The 19,956-nt window shown below is 39.9% G+C and carries 7 protein-coding genes; all 7 read left to right on the top strand.

Going from position 1 to position 19,956, the window contains the following annotated elements; translation table 11 throughout:
- Window positions 1–18: 18 nt before the first annotated feature.
- The 7 genes from TOL5_RS14205 to hutH all read left to right on the top strand — a co-directional run bounded on the left by TOL5_RS14205 (window position 19) and on the right by hutH (window position 19,921).
- Window positions 19–5,190, top strand: coding sequence for a DUF4011 domain-containing protein (locus TOL5_RS14205; RefSeq protein ID WP_171496486.1), 5,172 nt, complete (start codon window positions 19–21; stop codon window positions 5,188–5,190).
- A 214-nt stretch (window positions 5,191–5,404) separates the two neighbouring features.
- On the top strand, window positions 5,405–13,030 hold the full coding sequence (locus tag TOL5_RS14200) for an MBG domain-containing protein (protein ID WP_221260412.1): 7,626 nt from the start codon (window positions 5,405–5,407) through the stop codon (window positions 13,028–13,030).
- A 3-nt stretch (window positions 13,031–13,033) separates the two neighbouring features.
- On the top strand, window positions 13,034–14,719 hold the full coding sequence (locus TOL5_RS14195) for a ShlB/FhaC/HecB family hemolysin secretion/activation protein (RefSeq protein WP_151780795.1): 1,686 nt from the start codon (window positions 13,034–13,036) through the stop codon (window positions 14,717–14,719).
- 328 nt (window positions 14,720–15,047) lie between these two features.
- Window positions 15,048–15,800, top strand: coding sequence for a histidine utilization repressor (gene hutC / locus TOL5_RS14190; RefSeq protein ID WP_046760190.1), 753 nt, complete (start codon window positions 15,048–15,050; stop codon window positions 15,798–15,800).
- A complete protein-coding gene (locus tag TOL5_RS14185; RefSeq protein WP_046760189.1) occupies window positions 15,797–16,378 on the top strand; it encodes a HutD family protein in 582 nt (193 codons plus the stop codon). Before hutC ends, TOL5_RS14185 begins: the two co-directional genes overlap by 4 nt.
- Window positions 16,379–16,616: 238 nt before the next feature.
- A complete protein-coding gene (gene hutU / locus TOL5_RS14180; protein WP_139419444.1) occupies window positions 16,617–18,293 on the top strand; it encodes a urocanate hydratase in 1,677 nt (558 codons plus the stop codon).
- Window positions 18,294–18,382: 89 nt separating this feature from the next.
- Entirely contained in the window at window positions 18,383–19,921 is a 1,539-nt protein-coding gene (gene hutH / locus TOL5_RS14175) for a histidine ammonia-lyase (protein ID WP_009584903.1), read from the top strand.
- Window positions 19,922–19,956: the final 35 nt, after the last annotated feature.

Here is a 19,956-nt window from a genome sequence, read left to right as displayed (position 1 = left end):
TCTAGGATTACAATTTTCATGTCAGATGTTGTGGAATACGATCAATTTCAAATTTCTCTCGATGCGACTTCAAGCTTAAATTTTACTTTTCAGCAAAACGCAATTCCTTTAATTCGTCATATTTCTTTAACTGGAAGTAAGCAGCTTTCTGAAAGTAAGCTTATTATTGAATCTCATCCTGCATTTTTTCAACCCACTGAGATTCGAATCGGTAAAAGTGATAAAGATCAAAACATCTACCTCAGTAATCCTAAACTTAATTTTGATCTCAATTTTTTACTACATCTGAATGAAAATATAAAAGGTTATCTAAATTTAAAATGGTTGGATTCAGATGATCAGCTGTTAGCAGTGAAACAGCAAGATATTGAAGTGCTTACAGTTGATACATGGGGTGGAGAAAAACAGCCACTTGAACTTTTAGCCTGTTTCTCACAACCAAATGCAGCTTCTTTAGCGCCTATTCTTAAACGTGCTAGCGAATACTTAGTGCAAAAGAATTTAGGCAGTCTAAATGGTTACTCGGATAAAAGCCCTGAACAAGTTTTAAATCAGCTGAATGCAATCTGGCAGGCATTAAATGAACAGAATTTACATTATATTGTGAATCCTGCGAGTTATATCCAACATGGACAGCGTATTCGTTTTGCCAAACAAATTTTAGATGAAAAAATGGCATGTTGTTTGGATAGCACCATGTTGATGAGCTCTTTAATTGAGCAAATTGGGCTTGATCCCATCGTGATGATTGTCCAAGGTCACAGTTTTATCGGGGTATGGTTACATGAAACCCCTGTTGTTGATGTTTTAATTGATGATCTTCAAAACTTGCGTAAGTATATGGAGCTTGGTGCAATTACTTTTATTGAAACCACCTTATTAACATCACAAGCAAGTTTGAAACAAGCCATAACTTCAGCACAACAATATTTACATGATGCTGAAAAAATCGAACAGTTTTATGTTGCTGTGGATATTCGCCAAAGTCGTTTACGTGGTGTACGTCCTATTTCAACACAGCTAGATGTCGTGCAAAATTTAGATCAGGATGAGATGACATGGACAGCAGCTTCTTTACCTGAATATGCGGTTATGGATGCAAATGAAAATGTTGCAACGCGTGTTCAGCGATGGTTAAGACGTTTACTGGATTTAAGTTTAAGAAATAAGTTATTAAATTTTAAAGATAACCGTTTAAGTATTCCCTTACAGTGTTCTGAGAAAACTTTAGCTTCTTTAGAAGATGCTTTGGCTGAGAATAAAGGGTTTTTCTTTCAAAGTGTGGATTATATTTCTCTTAAAGAAGTCACTCGTGAAAATGAAGCCCAACACGTCCAAAACTATATTGATGAAAACCTACATCGCCAATTGTTATTTAGTGGTTTAGACAGCGACACATTAAATAAGCGTTTGGTGGAAGTATATCGCGCTTCACGCACAGCTTTGGAAGAAGGTGGGGCAAATACTTTATTCTTGGCAGTTGGTTTTCTAGAGTGGAAAGAGTCAGAGAAAGCTCAGAAAACGTTTAAAGCACCACTTTTGTTAATTCCCGTAAGGATGACACGAGAGTCGGCAAAGTCTGGTTATCGTTTATGGATGTATGATGATGAGCCGCGTTTTAATTCAACCCTGTTGCAATTGTTAAGACAGGACTTTGAAATTGAAATCAGTGGATTGGACCCGCTACCGACAGATGGATCAGGGGTAGATGTTAATGCCGTCTTGCAAATTGTTCGCCGAGCTGTGGTCAATATGCGAGGCTGGGAGGTGACTGCTGAAGCCGCGATTGGTCAGTTTTCATTTTCAAAATACTTAATGTGGCGAGATCTTTCTTTACGTATACAGCAGTTAAAAGAACAAGCTGTGGTTCATCATTTGATTGAAACGCCACGCGAGCCATTTAAAAAACAAGATGCTTTTCCACATCCAGCTGAACTTGATCAAAAATATCAACCCAAGCAGCTATTTACACCATTGTCATCGGATTCTTCACAGCTTGCAGCCGTAATGTCTGCGGCTTTAGGGCGAACATTTGTACTTTCTGGACCGCCAGGAACAGGAAAGTCACAAACCATTACCAATATGGTAGCGCAATGCTTGGCAGATGGTAAATCCGTACTATTTGTCTCTGAAAAGATGGCAGCATTGGATGTGGTGTATCGACGACTGAATCAAATTGGATTAGGACATCTGTGTTTACAGCTTCATTCTGCCAAAGCACAAAAAATAGAAGTGCTTGATCAGCTTCGTGAACGTGCAGAAAATAACAATAATCCCTACGCAATCGCCCAAAAAGAAACCCAACAAGAGTGGCAGGTACTTTCACAACATTTGGTCGAAAGCCGTGATGTGCTCAATCAGCATGTACAGATCTTGCATCAACAACATTCAATAGGATGGAGTTTATTTGATGCCATGAGTGAAGAGTTGTTACATAGAGAGATCGAAACATTGCGTTTTGATCTCAATATTCAACAATTGACCCATCAAGCACGTTCACACTTGAAAGATTTGGCTGTCAAAGCATGGTTGCAGTATCAGCAAATTTCGAGCAACGCACGAGATACTCTGAATGGATTTGCTGAAGGAAGTTCTCCGAATTTCTGGAATCTGTTGTGGCAAGATCAGTATCAGCACAACCAACAACGTATAGCAGAATTAATTCCTCAAATACATCGTTCGTTACAAGTTTGGCAAGATGCTTGCCAATTCAAACAAGCAGAAAATTTACAGCAGCTTCAAGCTGATGTAGAGATCTACCAAAAAATATTTGCGTTCAGTCAACAATATGATTTGAAACTGCTGAAAATTATTGATGGTTTAGACATACGTCAAATTTCTGAAGCCAAAGCGGTAACAACAGAAATCGTACAAAGCCAGACACGCTTAATTTTTAAATATGATTTATCGATTTACCAAGCTGAATTAAAACAGATAGATTTTAAATGGCGAGAAGCTTCTGCTAAGTTTTGGCCATGGTCTTGGTTTGGTAAGTATCAGTTAAGAAACTTGATGCGTAGTTATCACACTGATAAACAGCGTCCTTCTGCTATGGTGGTAGAAAATGATTTGCCACTGTTAATCAATATTCAAAATCATCAGCAACAGTTTAAAGCGCTTGAAAATAGTTTAGGTGCAAAACTGCAGACATATTGGCAAGGTGAAAAAACAGATTGGGCACAGTTTGAAAATATGGTACAGGCTTGGACACAATTAAAAAACCAACTTGCAGATCGTATTTCAAGTCCAGTGGTATTATTACAAGCATTGGATTTCGCAAGTCAACAGAAGCACTTTGAAGCTGAACAACATATTGAAGAATTACAGCAATGCTATGCACTGTTATTGCCAGATCAGCAAATTCAGACAGAAAATTTAAACGCATATCCTCAAATTGCATTTACAGAATTACTGTTACGTCAACAAAACTTGCAACATTTGATCAATGAATGGCGTCATTGGTTAAATTGGCAAGGTTTAAAAACACAACTTCAACAACAAGGTTTGGCTCGTTTTAGCGCATACTTACAACAACATTGCTTAGCTCAAACTTCTTCGTCTTTTGATGCAAAACTAGTCCAAGATCATGTGGCGTTATTGGTGGATATCAATCTTGCACGTCAATGGATTGTTCAACAGTTTAGTAAACATCCTGAACTCAACCAATTTAATGGTGAGTTACATCAACAAAAAATTCTTAAATTTTCCCAACAGGATCGTGAACATCAACAATTTGCCAGTGAGGAAATTACCCGACGTTGGCATAAAATTTTTGAGAACCCTGATGAGTTTAAAAAGCAATGGGCATTACTCAACAAAGAGTTGGGCAAAAAGCGTCGACATATTCCAGTACGAGAACTTATCAAACAGATTCCAGATGTGATGACTGGACTCAAGCCATGTATGTTAATGAGTCCATTGTCGGTTGCCCAATATCTTGATCCTGAATCTAAATTTGATGTGGTGATTTTTGATGAAGCTTCGCAAATCCCTGTTTGGGATGCCATTGGTGCACTTGCACGAGGAGAACAATCGATTGTTGTTGGTGACAATAAACAAATGCCGCCCACCAGTTTCTTTGGAAAAGGAGATACCGAAGAAGTCGATGAAGACGTTACCGAAGATTTGGAAAGTATTTTAGATGAGTGTTTAGCTGCACAATTACCAGAACTGGTATTGAATTGGCATTATCGTAGTCGATATGAAAGCCTAATTCAGTTTAGTAATCAAAAATATTATAAAGGTGAGTTGCTGACATTTCCTGCACCTGTTGCAAAAGATAAGGCAATTCAATTGCACGCTGTTGAAGGTGTATATGACAAGGGTGATACACGAACCAACAAAGCTGAGGCTCAGGCAATCGTACAGTTTATTCTACAACATTTAACGAACCAACTGACCGCAGAGGTTAAACTAACGCTTGGTGTGGTGACATTCAATATTACTCAACAAAAACTAATTGAAGATTTGCTTGATAACGAATTGGCGCAACGTCCTGAATTAGAGCAACTTAGCCGAGATGGCTTTGAGCCATTATTTGTGAAAAATTTGGAAAATGTTCAAGGTGATGAACGAGATATTATTATCTTCTCCATCACTTATGCGCCCGATCAACAGGGTAAATTACTGATGAATTTTGGTGCATTGAATCGTCAGGGCGGACAACGCCGTTTAAATGTTGCGATTACACGTGCACGTCAAGGACTACATGTTTTCTCTACACTGCGTCCAGACCAGATTGATTTGTCTCGAACCAATAGTGAAGGGGTGCGAGATTTAAAAGATTTCTTGAGTTTTGCACAAACCGGGCAAATGGCGTATTACTCGCAAACACTTGAAAAAGAAAAGGCTAAAGATGAACTCATGCTGTATTTACAAGCTCAATTAGAGCATTTAGGTTGGAAAGTTGACTTGGCTGTAGGCAGTGGAGATAGCCGTATAGATATTGCTATCCAAAACCCTTATGTTGCTGGTCAGTATTTAACAGGTATTTTGGTAGACGGGGATGATTATGCCAAAGCCGCAACTGCACGAGATCGAGATCAGTTGCGTCCTTCTGTGTTAACCGGGCTAGGTTGGACCGTGATTCAATTGTGGACAGTGGAATGGTGGCTTGATCCAAAAGCAAATCTAGAAAAATTACACAATCAATTAAATGAATGTGTCAATTTAACTCAGCAAACTTCATAGAATAAATTTTTTTATTGTGATTTTTATAAAAACGAGACTTAATTTATGTATTGTGATTTTACAGTAAATTAAGTCTTATTTTGTGTAAATTTATTTAAATAAACTATGTAGTTTTTATTAAAAAATCTTTAAAAATCACTGATTTCAGGTATATCTAGTTATGTAAAGTTATGTTTAGATGATTAATATTTAATCTATTACATTTGGGCATATCATGAATAAAATTTACAAAGTCATCTGGAATGCACAACTTGGATGTTGGCAAGCCGTTTCAGAACTTGCCAAGAATCATCGTCCTTCACAAAGTACAGTCACTGATCAAAATAAGACAATGGGGATTGTTGAAAAAGTATCCGCTTTGATTTTATTTGGATTAGCACTGTTGCCTTTATCTGTACAGGCTGCGATTTCAAATATCGAGTTACCGACAGGCGCTCAAATTAATTCTGGTTCGGCAACGATTTCTCAAAATGGGCATACCCTGAATATTAATCAAAGCAGTCAAACACTGAGCACCAATTGGAACAGCTTTAACATTGGTCAAGATGCGACAGTCAATTTTAACCAAAATAATGCATCTTCAGTCGCAATTAACCATGTATTAGACAGTAATGCTTCGCAAATCATGGGGCGTTTAAATGCCAATGGTCAGGTGTTTCTGCTCAATCCGAATGGTGTGGTTTTCTCTAAAACCGCTCAAGTGAATGTTGGGGGATTGGTTGCTTCAACGTTAGCACTTACGGACCATGATATTCAAAATGGTCAATTCACTTTAAAAGGCGATGCCAATAGTCATGCAAGTATAGAAAATTATGGCACTATTCAAACTTTAAAAGGTGGAACAGTGGCGCTGATTGCGCCGAATGTTAAAAATACAGGTTCTATTACCACACCAAATGGAACTACGCATTTAACATCCGCTAGTCAAGTCACGCTTGCTTTACAGGATGGTTCACTGACCCAGTACCAAGTGGAGCAAGGGGTTCTTAAAGGTTTGGTGGATAATGGAGGAGCAATTCTTGCTGATAATGGCGCAGTCTATTTAACTGCAAAAGCCAAAGACAGTTTAAGTAAAGCCGTTGTGAATCATTCAGGCATTATCGAAGCCAACCGTTTAAGTCAAAATGCCAAAGGCGAAATTATTCTACTGGGTGATATGCAAACTGGTACAACCACTTTGAGTGGCGTACTGAAAGCTGAAGGAAAAAATGGTCAGGATGGTGGATTTATTGAAACCTCGGCAGCTGATGTTAAGATCGATCAAACTACGGCTGTGTCCACTCGATCAGACAGTGGAAAAACAGGAACTTGGTTAATCGACCCTACAGATTTCAGTATTAATTCGGGTAATGCATCAGCAAGTAGTAGTGGCATTGGTGCAACCACTTTAGCAAGCAGTCTTGCAACCAGTAATGTCATATTACTAACCAGCACTACGGGTAATCAAAAGGGTGATATCAATGTTAATGCTGATGTGACTTGGGGGAGTGCGACTAGCCTGACTTTAAATGCACAAAATAACATTAATATTAATGCCAACATTACAGCGACCAATAATAGTGGCAAACTTAATTTGATTTATGGGCAAAATACAGCCAATACCAGCGCAAATTATTATATTAACAATGGCGCAAAAATAAACTTAAAGGCAGGGCAGAACTTTAGTACCCAAAAAGGAACGGCAGCCACCATTAACTATCAAGTCATTACGGCTTTGGGTGCACAAGGTTCAACTACAAGTCAAGATTTACAAGGTATTAACGGCAACCTAAGTGGTAATTATGTGTTGGGTGCAGACATAGATGCCAGCAGTACGGAGCTATGGAATGGTTATACAGGATTCGACCCAATTGGCTTTTATAATGCAAATTTAAGCCCAATGGATCTATCACAACAGGCTTTTCGTGGACGTTTTGATGGATTAGGTCATGCGATTAATGGGCTCAGTATTGAATCTATGTATCAGGGGATCGGCTTGTTTGCGATTACGCATCAGGATGCATTGATACAAAATGTTGGGCTGACTAATATTGGTATTTCGGGTTATGGAAAAACTGGTGGTTTGGTTGGGCTTAATCTGGGCACAATTAATAATGCCTATGTCAATACAGGGCTGGTCACAGGAAATACTGAACAGTATGGTGGATTGGTTGGCTGGAATTTTAATTATGGCAATATTTTAAACTCATATGCCAATGTGACTGTAAAAGGGAAATATTCAAATAATAACTATATTGGCGGTCTGGTTGGTTATAGCGATGGGCTAATCAGTTCTTCTTTTGCAACAGGTCCAGTGACAGGAAATAATTATGTTGGTGGATTAGTTGGAGGAACTTCAGGACCAGTCAATAATTCTTATGCCACAGGCACAGTGATTGGAAATCAATATGTTGGTGGATTAGTTGGTTTTAATGGAGGAAATGTTGATAAGACTTATTCTTCAGGTAATGTCATTGGAAATCAGTATGTTGGTGGTCTTGTTGGTGGCGGTAATGGTATAACCACAAATAGTTTCTGGAACACCAGTACTTCTGGAAGAACAAGCAGTGCTGGTGGTGTAGGAAAAACCACAACAGAACTTCAACAAATTTCAACTTTTGCAAATTGGGATGTTGATGATGCCGGAGGCACTGGTAAAATTTGGCGTATTTATGAAGGTAGATCTGCTCCCTTACTACGTCATTTCCTAAAACCTTTGGTCACAGAAGTCGTCGCTAATTTTGCTAACAAAACTTATGATGGGGTGATTGCTTCAGGAACGCTAGCTTCAGGACTAAATTATAAAACAACCGGTAAAAATGCAGGTGTTTATAGTTTAAATGATGGTTCAATCTTGATCAGTGGCGTTCCTACAGGGGCAAATACAACACAATTTGGTAATGATGTTATATATAAAGACAATGGTGGATCAGGAACACTGACAATAGCAACAAAGAGTTTAAATATCGGTGGTTTAAGTGCAGTAAACAAAGTTTATAACGCATCAAAATCTGCGTCATTAACAGGAAATGCAAGTATTGTAGGTGGAATATCGGGTGATTCTATTTCGTTGTCTGGAACTGGAATTGGATTATTTTCTGACAAAAATGTCGGTAATGATAAAAATGTCACTGTTTCAGGTTTTACGTTGTCGGGAACAGATGCTTTAAATTACACATTGCTACAGCCGACAAATCTTAAAGCTAATATAACGCCTGCAGTTTTAACCATTAATGGAATAAGTATTGCAGATAAAACCTATGATGGTTTGTCCAATGCAACCATAAATGGCACTGCTTCAATCAATCCAATTGCAGGAGATTTTGTTGGATTGAGTGGTAGTGGTATAGGAACATTTACAGATAAGAATGCAGGAATTAGGTCTGTGATCGTAACAGGCTATAACTTAACAGGTCTGGATGCTGCAAATTATATTTTTAGTCAGCCTATAGGTTTAAGTGCCACAATTCACAAAGCGCAAGCCATTGTAAAGGCAAATAGTTTAAATACGACCTATAACGGTAAAAACCAAACAGCATCAGGCTTTAGCGCTACTGGCTTGGTCAATGGAGAAGATAGCTCGGTATTGACAGGTGTCACAGCATCCGTAACCGCTAAAGACGCAGGCAGTTATGCGAATAAAGCCAATGGTGTTGATAAAAACTATGATCTGACCTTTGTCGATGGTGCATTGGATATTGTCAAAGCCAAAGCTACGGTGACAGCGAATAGTTTAAATACGACCTATAACGGTCAAAACCAAACAGCTGCTGGCTTTAGTGCTACTGGTTTGGTGAATGGTGAAGATAGTTCGGTATTGTCAGGTGTGACAGCATCCATAACGGCTAAAGACGCAGGCAGTTATACCAATAAAGCCAATGGTGTTGATAAAAACTATGATCTGACCTTTGTCGATGGTGCATTGGATATTGCCAAAGCCAAAGCGACTGTAACGGCGAATAGTTTAAATACCACCTATAACGGCAAAAACCAAACAGCATCAGGCTTTAGCGTTACTGGTTTGGTCAATGGCGAAGATAGTTCGGTATTGACAGGTGTGACAGCATCTGTAACGGCTAAAGATGCAGGTAGTTATACCAATAAAGCCAATGGCGTTGATAAAAATTACGATCTAACCTTTGTCGATGGGGCTTTAGATATTGCTAAAGCCAAAGCGACTGTAACGGCGAATAGCGTATCAACTGTTTATAATGGGCAAAATCAAACAGCTACTGGCTTTAGTGCAACAGGTTTGGTCAATGGTGAAGATAGCTCAGTATTGACAGGTGTCACAGCCTCTGTAACGGCTAAAGACGCAGGCAGTTATACAAACAAAGCCAGTGGTGTTGATAAAAACTACGATTTGAGCTTTGTCGATGGGGCTTTGGATATTGCCAAAGCTAAAGCGACTGTAACGGCGAATAGTTTAAATACGACCTATAACGGTAAAGATCAAACTGCATCAGGCTTTAGCGCTACTGGATTGGTGAATAGTGAAGATAGTTCGGTATTGACGGGTGTCACAGCATCTGTTACCGCTAAAGATGCAGGCAGTTATTCGAATAAAGTCAATGGCGTTGATAAAAACTATGATCTGACCTTTGTCGATGGTGCATTGAATATCGCCAAAGCCAAAGCGACTGTAACGGCGAATAGTTTAAATACGACCTATAACGGTAAGAATCAAACAGCGTCAGGCTTTAGTGCAACAGGGTTAGTCAATGGCGAAGATAGTTCAGTATTGACAGGTGTCACAGCCTCTGTAACGGCTAAAGATGCAGGTAGTTATACCAATAAAGCCAATGGCGTTGATAAAAACTATGATCTCACCTTTGTCGATGGTGCATTGAATATCGCCAAAGCCAAAGCGACTGTAACGGCGAATAGTTTAAATACGACCTATAACGGTAAGAATCAAACAGCATCAGGATTTAGTGCAACAGGTTTGGTCAATGGTGAAACTGAATCCGTACTTTCTGGTGTCACAGCATCTGTAACCGCTAAAGATGCAGGCAGTTATACGAACAAAGCCAATGGTGTTGATAAAAACTACGATCTAACCTTTGTCGATGGTGCATTGGATATTGCCAAAGCCAAAGCGACTGTAACGGCGAATAGCGTATCAACTGTTTATAATGGACAAAACCAAACAGCATCAGGCTTTAGTGCTACTGGTTTGGTGAATGATGAAACTGAATCAGTCTTATCTGGTGTAACAGCATCCATAACCGCTAAAGACGCAGGCAGTTATACGAACAAAGCCAATGGCGTTGATAAAAACTATGATCTGACCTTTGTCGATGGGGCTTTAGATATTGCCAAAGCCAAAGCGACTGTAACGGCAAATAGCGTATCAACTGTTTATAACGGCAAAAATCAAACAGTATCAGGCTTTAGTGCAACAGGTTTGGTCAATGGTGAAACTGAATCTGTACTTTCTGGTGTGACAGCATCCGTAACGGCTAAAGATGCAGGTAGTTATGCGAATAAAGCCAATGGTGTTGATAAAAACTATGATCTCACCTTTGTTGATGGAGCATTGGATATTGCCAAAGCCAAAGCTACGGTGAAAGCGAATAGTTTAAATACGACCTATAACGGTAAGAATCAAACAGCGTCAGGCTTTAGTGCAACAGGTTTGGTCAATGGCGAAGATAGTTCTGTATTGACAGGTGTGACAGCATCCATAACCGCTAAAGATGCAGGCAGTTATACGAATAAAGCCAATGGTGTCGATAAAAACTATGATCTGACCTTTGTTGATGGTGCATTGGATATTGCCAAAGCTAAAGCGACTGTAACGGCGAATAGCGTATCATCTGTTTATAATGGACAAAATCAAACAGCTACTGGCTTTAGTGCAACAGGTTTGGTCAATGGCGAAGATAGCTCGGTATTGACAGGTGTCACAGCATCCGTAACGGCTAAAGATGCAGGCAGTTATTCGAATAAAGCCAATGGCGTTGATAAAAACTATGATCTGACCTTTGTCGATGGTGCATTGAATATCGCCAAAGCCAAAGCGACTGTAACGGCGAATAGTTTAAATACGACCTATAACGGTAAGAATCAAACAGCGTCAGGCTTTAGTGTTACTGGTTTGGTGAATGGTGAAGATAGTTCGGTATTGACAGGTGTCACAGCATCCATAACGGCTAAAGATGCAGGTAGTTATACGAATAAAGCCAATGGTGTTGATAAAAACTACGATCTCACCTTTGTTGATGGAGCATTGGATATTGCCAAAGCCAAAGCGACTGTAATGGCGAATAGTTTAAATACGACCTATAACGGCAAAAACCAAACAACATCAGGCTTTAGTGCAACAGGTTTGGTCAATGGCGAAGATAGTTCTGTATTGACAGGTGTCACAGCATCCGTAACCGCTAAAGATGCAGGCAGTTATTCGAACAAAGCCAATGGTGTTGATAAAAACTACGATCTGAGCTTTGTCGATGGTGCATTGGATATTGCCAAAGCCGAAGCGACTGTAACGGCGAATAGCGTATCAACTGTTTATAATGGACAAAATCAAACAGTGTCAGGCTTTAGTGCAACAGGGTTAGTCAATGGCGAAGATAGTTCTGTATTGACAGGTGTGACAGCCTCTGTAACGGCTAAAGATGCAGGTAGTTATGCGAACAAAGCCAATGGTGTTGATAAAAACTACGATCTCACCTTTGTCGATGGTGCATTGGATATTGCCAAAGCCAAAGCGACTGTAACGGCGAATAGCGTATCAACTGTTTATAATGGGCAAAATCAAACAGCATCAGGTTTTAGTGCAACAGGTTTGGTCAATGGTGAAACTGAATCTGTACTTACTGGTGTGACAGCATCTGTAACGGCTAAAGATGCAGGTAGTTATGCGAATAAAGCCAATGGCGTTGATAAAAACTACGATTTGACCTTTGTCGATGGGGCTTTAGATATTGCCAAAGCCAAAGCGACGGTGACAGCGGATAGCTTAAATACCACCTATAACGGCAAAAACCAAACAGCATCAGGCTTTAGTGCAACAGGTTTGGTCAATGGTGAAGATAGTTCAGTATTGACAGGTGTCACTGCCTCTGTAACGGCTAAAGACGCAGGTCGTTATACGAACAAAGCCAATGGTGTCGATAAAAACTATGATCTGAGCTTTGTCGATGGTGCATTGGATATTGCTAAAGCCAAAATTAACCAAGTCACAGGAATCACAGCAAATAATCATGTTTATGATGCCAGTACACAAGCAACGTTGAATACAGCAGCAGCACAATTTACAGGTCAGATCGCAGGTGATGAACTGAAAGTCCTATTAGCAACAGGACAATTCAGTGATAAAAATGTGGGTAATGCCAAACAAGTAAGCATTCAAGGAATTAGCCTAAGTGGTGCAGATGCACATAACTATGAGTTAGTGAATAACACTGCACAAACTACAGCTGATATTAGTCAAGCTAAGATTCAATATATTACAGGCATTCGCGCAAATAATCGCACCTATAATGGATTAACAATTGCTGATTTAGATCTTAGTCATGCCGAGTTCAGTGGCATCTATGCAGGGGATAATCTCAATGTAGCAACAGCAACAGGTCAATTTGACAATGCGACCACAGGGCAAAGCAAAAATGTATTGATTACAGGTTTAAGTCTTGGTGGTTTAGATGCCCAAAATTACACATTGTTAGATACGACCGCGAAAACTACAGCAGATATCTATATGTTGACACCGACGGCTTACTTACAGGCCATTCAATTCAAACGACCGCACTATTTGCCTGAAACACAAAATGCATTAAATACCGTCAATCTTGACGTACGTCAAGGTGGTGTGAACACCACAGGCATTCAAATCTTGGCAGGGGAGCACTAAAAAATGAAATCACAACAACATATATTGGCAGCATCTGTAGGTGCTTGTTTCATGCTCTTCAGCAACACAAACCATGCAGCACCTACCCCGAATGCTGGACAGCTGTTACAACAACAGCAACAAGGGCAAACTCTTGAGCCACAACCTGCAGTGCAGATTGAAAATACCGCAAATCCAATAGCTCCTACGGCAACAGATGTACAAATTCCTGTACGAAAAATTGAAATTATCGGGAATAGCCGTTTTAGCACCCAACAACTCCATCAACTGGTTGTTGATGCCGAAGGTCAGCAACTGACACTAAATCAACTTTGGCAGGTTGCACAAAAGATTAGCACTTACTATCAACAACATGGTTATGGTTATAGTCGTGCTTATCTTCCACAACAAAACTTAAGTCAAGGTATTGTACGAATCAATGTACTTGAAGCGTATTACGATAAAACTCAAATTGACAATCAAAGCCGAACTCAAAACTGGCTTATTGAGCAAACAGTCGCACCCTTGAAACAAGGCGAGCGAATCAACAGCGATCAAATGCAGCAACAGCTTAAATTGCTCAATCGATTAAAAGGAGTGAACACCCGCAATGTCCTAAGTCCAGGAACTACAGTGGGCAGTAGCCAACTCAATGTAGAAGTACAAAATGCATCCTTAATCAATGGTTATATCAGTGCAGATAACTTTGGCAATAAATACACCAGTCGAGTACGAGGTACCGCCGGCGTCTCCGTCAATAATTTAGCTGGTTTAGGGGATGAACTGAGCTTAGATATGATGACTGCTGGAAAACGGATGAACTACGGACGTATCGGATACGCATTTACCTTTACAGGAATGGGGACACGTGCAGGCGCAAGCTATTCCTATCTTGATTACGAACTGGGTAAAGATTTAAAAAGTATTGGGGCAGAAGGAAGTGCAGCACAAAGCAGTGTATTTATTAGCCAACCTGCTTTACTGACCAATACAGCAGAAGTATTACTGAGCTTACAATATGACCATAAACAACTGAAAGATGATATTCAACTGAACCAATACGATAAACATCGCAATATTGATGTGGTGACTGCCCGATTGGATGGCTCTCAGTTTGATCAATTCATGGGGGGAGGTTTAACCCAATATGGTGCTTCAACGAGTTATGGTCGTGTGAAATTTAAAAATGATGATGCTGCTGCCTTAGATAGCCAAACAGCAAAAACAGCAGGAGATTACTACACTGCAACACTCAATCTTTCACGTCTACAAAATCTGGGTGGCAAGGGTACACAAGGTTATTTGGGGATTTATGGTCAATATAGCCCTTATAATCTAGATAGTGCAGAACAATATTTAGGAGGCGGTCCATTTAATGTTCGCGGTTATGAATCTAGCCAATTCGCAGGTTCGACTGGATATTTAGCCACAGCAGAACTGCGACAAAGCTTATTTGCAAATGCCAAACATCAACTTACCGGTAAAGTTTTTGTAGATACAGCAGAAGTAACTTTAAATGCGCAACGTTGGGCAGGAGTCACAGGCGACAATCAAGTACAAATCAGCAGTGCTGGATTAGGCTTAAACTGGAGCAGTTTATGGAATATCCAAGCCAATGCCGAAGTTGCATTTCCAATAGGAAGCACACCTGAACAACTCAAGGATCGAGATAATCAACAATATTGGCTGAGTTTCAGAAAGACTTTTTAATTTGACTGGATAAATAAGGAGGCAAAAGCCTCCTTTGCCGATAAAGCTTGAATACCACACGATACATTTAAAGTTTGGACCTCTTTTCATAGAAGATGCCTCACTCTGGCATTGCAAACAAAGCAATGCTTTGTTTTTTGCTCATGTACCTCTGTAGCCCCTCATTGGACGACATCCATGTTGCCACGCGATAGCAATGACATGTAAAAATCATAATCTTCATTTAGACATAGATATTTTTATCATAATTATTTGTATAGGCTTGTATATACAAACAAGGTTGTGACCATATACAATGATTTAATATATTTTGTATGAGTTTTAGTCAATGTCAAGAGTGTCAAAGCACAAGGATTTAGACTTATCACTAGAAGAAGATAGTCCTGTTCCATTGTATTTGCGTGTGAAACAAATGATTTCACAAAAAATTTATGAAGGAACATGGACAGTCAATAAAAAAATTCCTTCTGAAAGTGAATTGGTCAATTTACTCGGTTGTAGCCGTATGACTGTGAACCGTGCCTTGCGTGAACTCACCAGCGAAGGTTTATTGGTACGTATACAAGGTGTTGGATCTTTTGTTGCTGAAGGTCAGGGGCGTACTGCTTTATTTCATGTCAATAATATCGCCGAAGAAATTATTGCAAGAAATCATAAACACCATGCGGAAGTCTTGGTACTCGAACAAATACACGCCAATGTAGAACAAAGTCGCTTGATGCAGATTCGAGAAGGGCAAAAGTTATTCCACTCTATCATTGTACATTATGAAAATGACATACCTGTGCAAATTGAAGATCGTTTGGTTGATCCTATTCTGATTCCTGATTATCTTGCACAAGACTTCAAAGCGATTACCCCGAATGCGTATTTAATGTCAAAAGCACCTGTTACAGAAGGTGAGCATGTGGTAACTGCGATTTTGGCATCTGCACAAGAATGTAAGTGGTTGAAAATCAATAAAACAGAACCATGTTTACTGATTCGTCGTAGAACATGGTCAAATAAACAGTTGATTTCAAGTGCCCGTTTAATCTATCCGGGAAGCCGTTATTATCTTGAGGGTAAATTTACTCAATGATCGAGCTGTTAGAAATACCGCACTATAAAAAAATGCGTTGGAAAAACGGTCAAGGTTATACGCTTGAAATTGCCCGTAGTTTAGGAGAAAGCTTGGATGAGTTTGAGTGGCGCATTTCGATGGCAGATATCAAAAGCGCTGGAAGCTTCTCTAAATTCAATGGAATGCAGCGGTTTTTAACAGTATTGGAAGGTCAAGGAATTTCACTGAATATTGATAGTGAACTCAAATATTTGCATACGCTTCAAAGTGTTTCGTTTAATGGTGAAAGTGAGGTGTATTGTGAATTATTGGCGGGTCAAATTCGAGATTTTAATTTGATCTACGATCCCCAAAAAATATCGGCACAATATCAATGGATTTTTACTCAAGAACGATTGGAAATTCCCATTTTTTCAGATTTTATATTTGTTTTTAATCAGTCAATCAAACCATTAGAAGTCACGATAGATGAAAAGATTTTTTATTTACAGCATCAGAATTGTCTAAAAATACAAAATGAAAATTTAGCAAAAATAATGATTTTGAATCCACAGTTTTCGCCTCAAACTTGTCTAATACAACTCACAAAAATTTAAATTTTATTGATGTTGTTTTAACGCATTCAACTTGAAGTTGTATGCGTTTTTATTTTTATTAAAAAATAATTTTTAATAAATTCAGTCAATTAAATCTTTTTTTGCAAAATATTTTAAAAATCATCTTTTCAAGTTTAGAGATTTGTGTAGTATATAGATGTATATACAAGTTGATACATTGCTATACAGTGAAAGTGATTTCATTCACTGTTTTAAACTCAAAGGAAGGAGTCCTATTGTGACAACAACGACAACAAAATTTCGTGATGTAGAGATTCGCGCACCTCGTGGTACAAAGCTCAATACAAAAAGCTGGTTGACTGAAGCTCCACTTCGAATGTTGATGAACAATCTTGATCCTGATGTCGCAGAGAACCCGAAAGAATTGGTTGTGTATGGTGGTATTGGTCGTGCCGCGCGCAACTGGGAATGTTTTGACAAGATTGTTGAAACACTTAAAAATTTAGAAATTGATGAAACACTATTGGTACAGTCAGGTAAACCCGTTGGTGTATTTAAAACTCATCAAGATGCACCACGTGTATTGATTGCAAACTCAAACCTAGTTCCTCATTGGGCAAATTGGAAGCATTTCAATGAAATGGATGCCAAAGGCTTAGCAATGTATGGGCAAATGACGGCTGGTTCTTGGATTTATATTGGTAGTCAAGGCATTGTACAAGGTACATATGAGACTTTTGTTGAAGCTGGACGCCAACATTACAACGGCGATTTGAAAGGGCGTTGGGTACTGACTGCAGGTTTAGGCGGTATGGGCGGCGCACAACCTTTAGCTGCAACATTGGCAGGAGCGTGTTCACTGAATATCGAATGTCAACAAGCCAGCATCGATTTTCGTTTGCGCACACGTTATGTTGATGAGCAAGCGACCGACTTGGACGACGCTTTAGCTCGTATCCAAAAATACACGCAAGAAGGTAAAGCAATTTCAATTGCATTACATGGTAATGCTGCTGAAATTTTACCTGAATTGGTTCGTCGTGGTGTGCATCCTGACATGGTGACAGATCAAACCAGCGCTCATGATCCATTAAATGGTTATTTACCGATTGGTTGGACATGGGAAGAGTATCGTCAACGTGCTCAGACTGAACCAGAGTTTGTCGTAAAAGCGGCAAAACAATCGATGGCGAAGCATGTGCAAGCAATGTTGGATTTCCAAAAAATGGGCGTTCCTACATTTGATTATGGCAACAATATTCGTCAAATGGCGCAAGATGAAGGTGTAGAAAATGCCTTCGATTTCCCTGGGTTTGTTCCAGCATATATCCGTCCGCTATTCTGTCGTGGTATTGGTCCTTTCCGCTGGGCTGCACTTTCAGGTGATCCAGAAGATATCTATAAAACAGATGCCAAAGTCAAAGAATTGATTCCAGATGATGAGCATTTACATCGTTGGTTAGATATGGCTCGTGAACGTATTAGCTTCCAAGGTTTGCCTGCACGTATTTGTTGGGTAGGTTTGGGCTTACGTGCAAAATTGGGTTTAGCATTTAACGAAATGGTTCGCAGTGGAGAACTTTCTGCACCGATCGTGATCGGTCGTGATCACTTAGACTCAGGTTCAGTGTCTAGTCCTAACCGTGAAACTGAAGCCATGAAAGATGGTTCAGATGCGGTATCTGATTGGCCATTACTCAACGCATTGTTAAACACTGCGGGTGGCGCAACTTGGGTGTCATTGCATCATGGTGGTGGTGTGGGTATGGGGTTCTCTCAACATTCAGGTGTGGTGATTGTGTGTGACGGTACGGATGAAGCAGCAGCACGTATTGCTCGTGTACTGACCAATGACCCTGCAACAGGAGTGATGCGTCATGCAGATGCCGGTTATGACATTGCAATTGATTGTGCGAAAGAGCAAGGTTTGAACTTGCCAATGATTACGCAATAAAAAATACAAGGATACTGATTACGATGCTTTTTGCAATTGAGCAAAAGGCATTGTAAGCGAACAATATAGTGCAAAACAGGACGTCAATAATGGAACTTTTAATTCAACCTGGCAAACTTACGCTTGCAGATCTCCGTCAAGCTTATTTAAATCCAATCAAAGTTAAACTCGATGACAGTGCTTATGAAGGCATCAATGCGAGCGTTGCTTGTGTCGAAAAAATTGTCAATGAAGGGCGTACAGCTTACGGTATCAATACAGGTTTTGGCTTACTTGCTTCAACAAAAATTGCGCCTGAAGACTTAGAACAATTACAGCGTTCTTTAGTACTTTCTCATGCCGCTGGTGTTGGCGAAGCTTTAGATGATGCGATGGTACGTTTAATCATGCTGTTGAAAGCCAATAGCTTGGCACGTGGTTTTTCAGGTATTCGTCCTAAGGTGATCGATGCAATTCTGGCTTTGATCAATGCTGAAGTATATCCACATATTCCGTTAAAAGGTTCGGTTGGCGCTTCAGGTGACTTGGCACCATTGGCACACATGTCTTTGGTTTTACTTGGTGAAAGTAAGGCACGTTACCAAGGAGAGTGGTTACCTGCGGTTGAAGCACTGAAAAAAGCAGGCTTAGAACCGATTTCTTTAGCAGCCAAAGAAGGTTTGGCGTTGTTAAATGGCACACAAGTTTCGACTGCTTATGCATTAAGAGGCTTATTTGAAGCAGAAGATCTATTTGCAGCAGCGACTGTATGTGGTGGTTTAAGTGTCGAAGCAATGTTGGGTTCACGGGCACCATTTGATGCGCGCATCCATGAAGTCCGTGGTCAACGTGGTCAAATTGATGTTGCCGCAGCTTATCGTGACTTATTAACTGATTCGAGTGAAATTGCCCATTCACATGAAGATTGTAGCAAGGTTCAAGACCCGTATTCATTACGTTGCCAACCGCAAGTTATGGGGGCTTGTTTAACTCAAATACGTCAAGCCGCAGAAGTACTCGAGATCGAAGCAAATGCTGTATCTGATAATCCTTTGGTATTTGCCGCAGAAGGTGATGTGATTTCGGGAGGCAATTTCCACGCTGAACCCGTTGCAATGGCGGCTGATAATTTAGCCCTTGCAATAGCTGAAATTGGTTCATTGTCTGAACGCCGCATTTCAATGATGATGGATCGTCATATGTCTCAACTACCACCATTTTTAGTTGCCAATGGTGGTGTTAACTCTGGCTTTATGATTGCACAAGTGACTGCCGCGGCATTGGCAAGTGACAACAAAGCACTTGCACATCCTGCAAGTGTTGATAGCTTACCGACCTCTGCCAATCAGGAAGACCATGTATCTATGGCACCAAATGCTGGTAAACGCTTGTGGTATATGGCGGACAATGTTCGCGGTATCTTAGCAGTTGAATGGTTAGGTGCATGTCAAGGACTTGATTTCCGTGAAGGATTAAAAAGTTCACCAAAACTTGAGCAAGCACGCAAAGTGCTACGTGATCAAGTGCCTTACTACAGTGAAGATCGTTTCTTTGCTCCAGATATCGAACAAGCGAGTGAATTGCTTGCCAGTGGTTGCTTAAACGAATTAATCATTCCAAAGCTATTACCGAGTTTGTCTAAAGTGTGATCAATAAAACGGCCACATGGAGTGGCCGCATCTAT

Source organism: Acinetobacter sp. Tol 5, assembly GCF_019702905.1.
GTDB classification, from domain to species: domain Bacteria; phylum Pseudomonadota; class Gammaproteobacteria; order Pseudomonadales; family Moraxellaceae; genus Acinetobacter; species Acinetobacter bereziniae.
Note: the sequence above shows the minus strand (reverse complement) of the source record. Positions and strands in the feature narration are given on the sequence as shown.

What these genes read in the sequence shown, in the direction of transcription:
- TOL5_RS14205 (WP_171496486.1), top strand. Translation starts at nt 19, where the DNA reads ATGTCAGATGTTGTGGAATACGATCAATTTCAAATTTCTCTCGATGCG.
- TOL5_RS14185 (WP_046760189.1), top strand. Translation starts at nt 15,797, where the DNA reads ATGATCGAGCTGTTAGAAATACCGCACTATAAAAAAATGCGTTGGAAA.
- TOL5_RS14195 (WP_151780795.1), top strand. Translation starts at nt 13,034, where the DNA reads ATGAAATCACAACAACATATATTGGCAGCATCTGTAGGTGCTTGTTTC.
- hutC (WP_046760190.1), top strand. Translation starts at nt 15,048, where the DNA reads ATGTCAAGAGTGTCAAAGCACAAGGATTTAGACTTATCACTAGAAGAA.
- hutH (WP_009584903.1), top strand. Translation starts at nt 18,383, where the DNA reads ATGGAACTTTTAATTCAACCTGGCAAACTTACGCTTGCAGATCTCCGT.
- TOL5_RS14200 (WP_221260412.1), top strand. Translation starts at nt 5,405, where the DNA reads ATGAATAAAATTTACAAAGTCATCTGGAATGCACAACTTGGATGTTGG.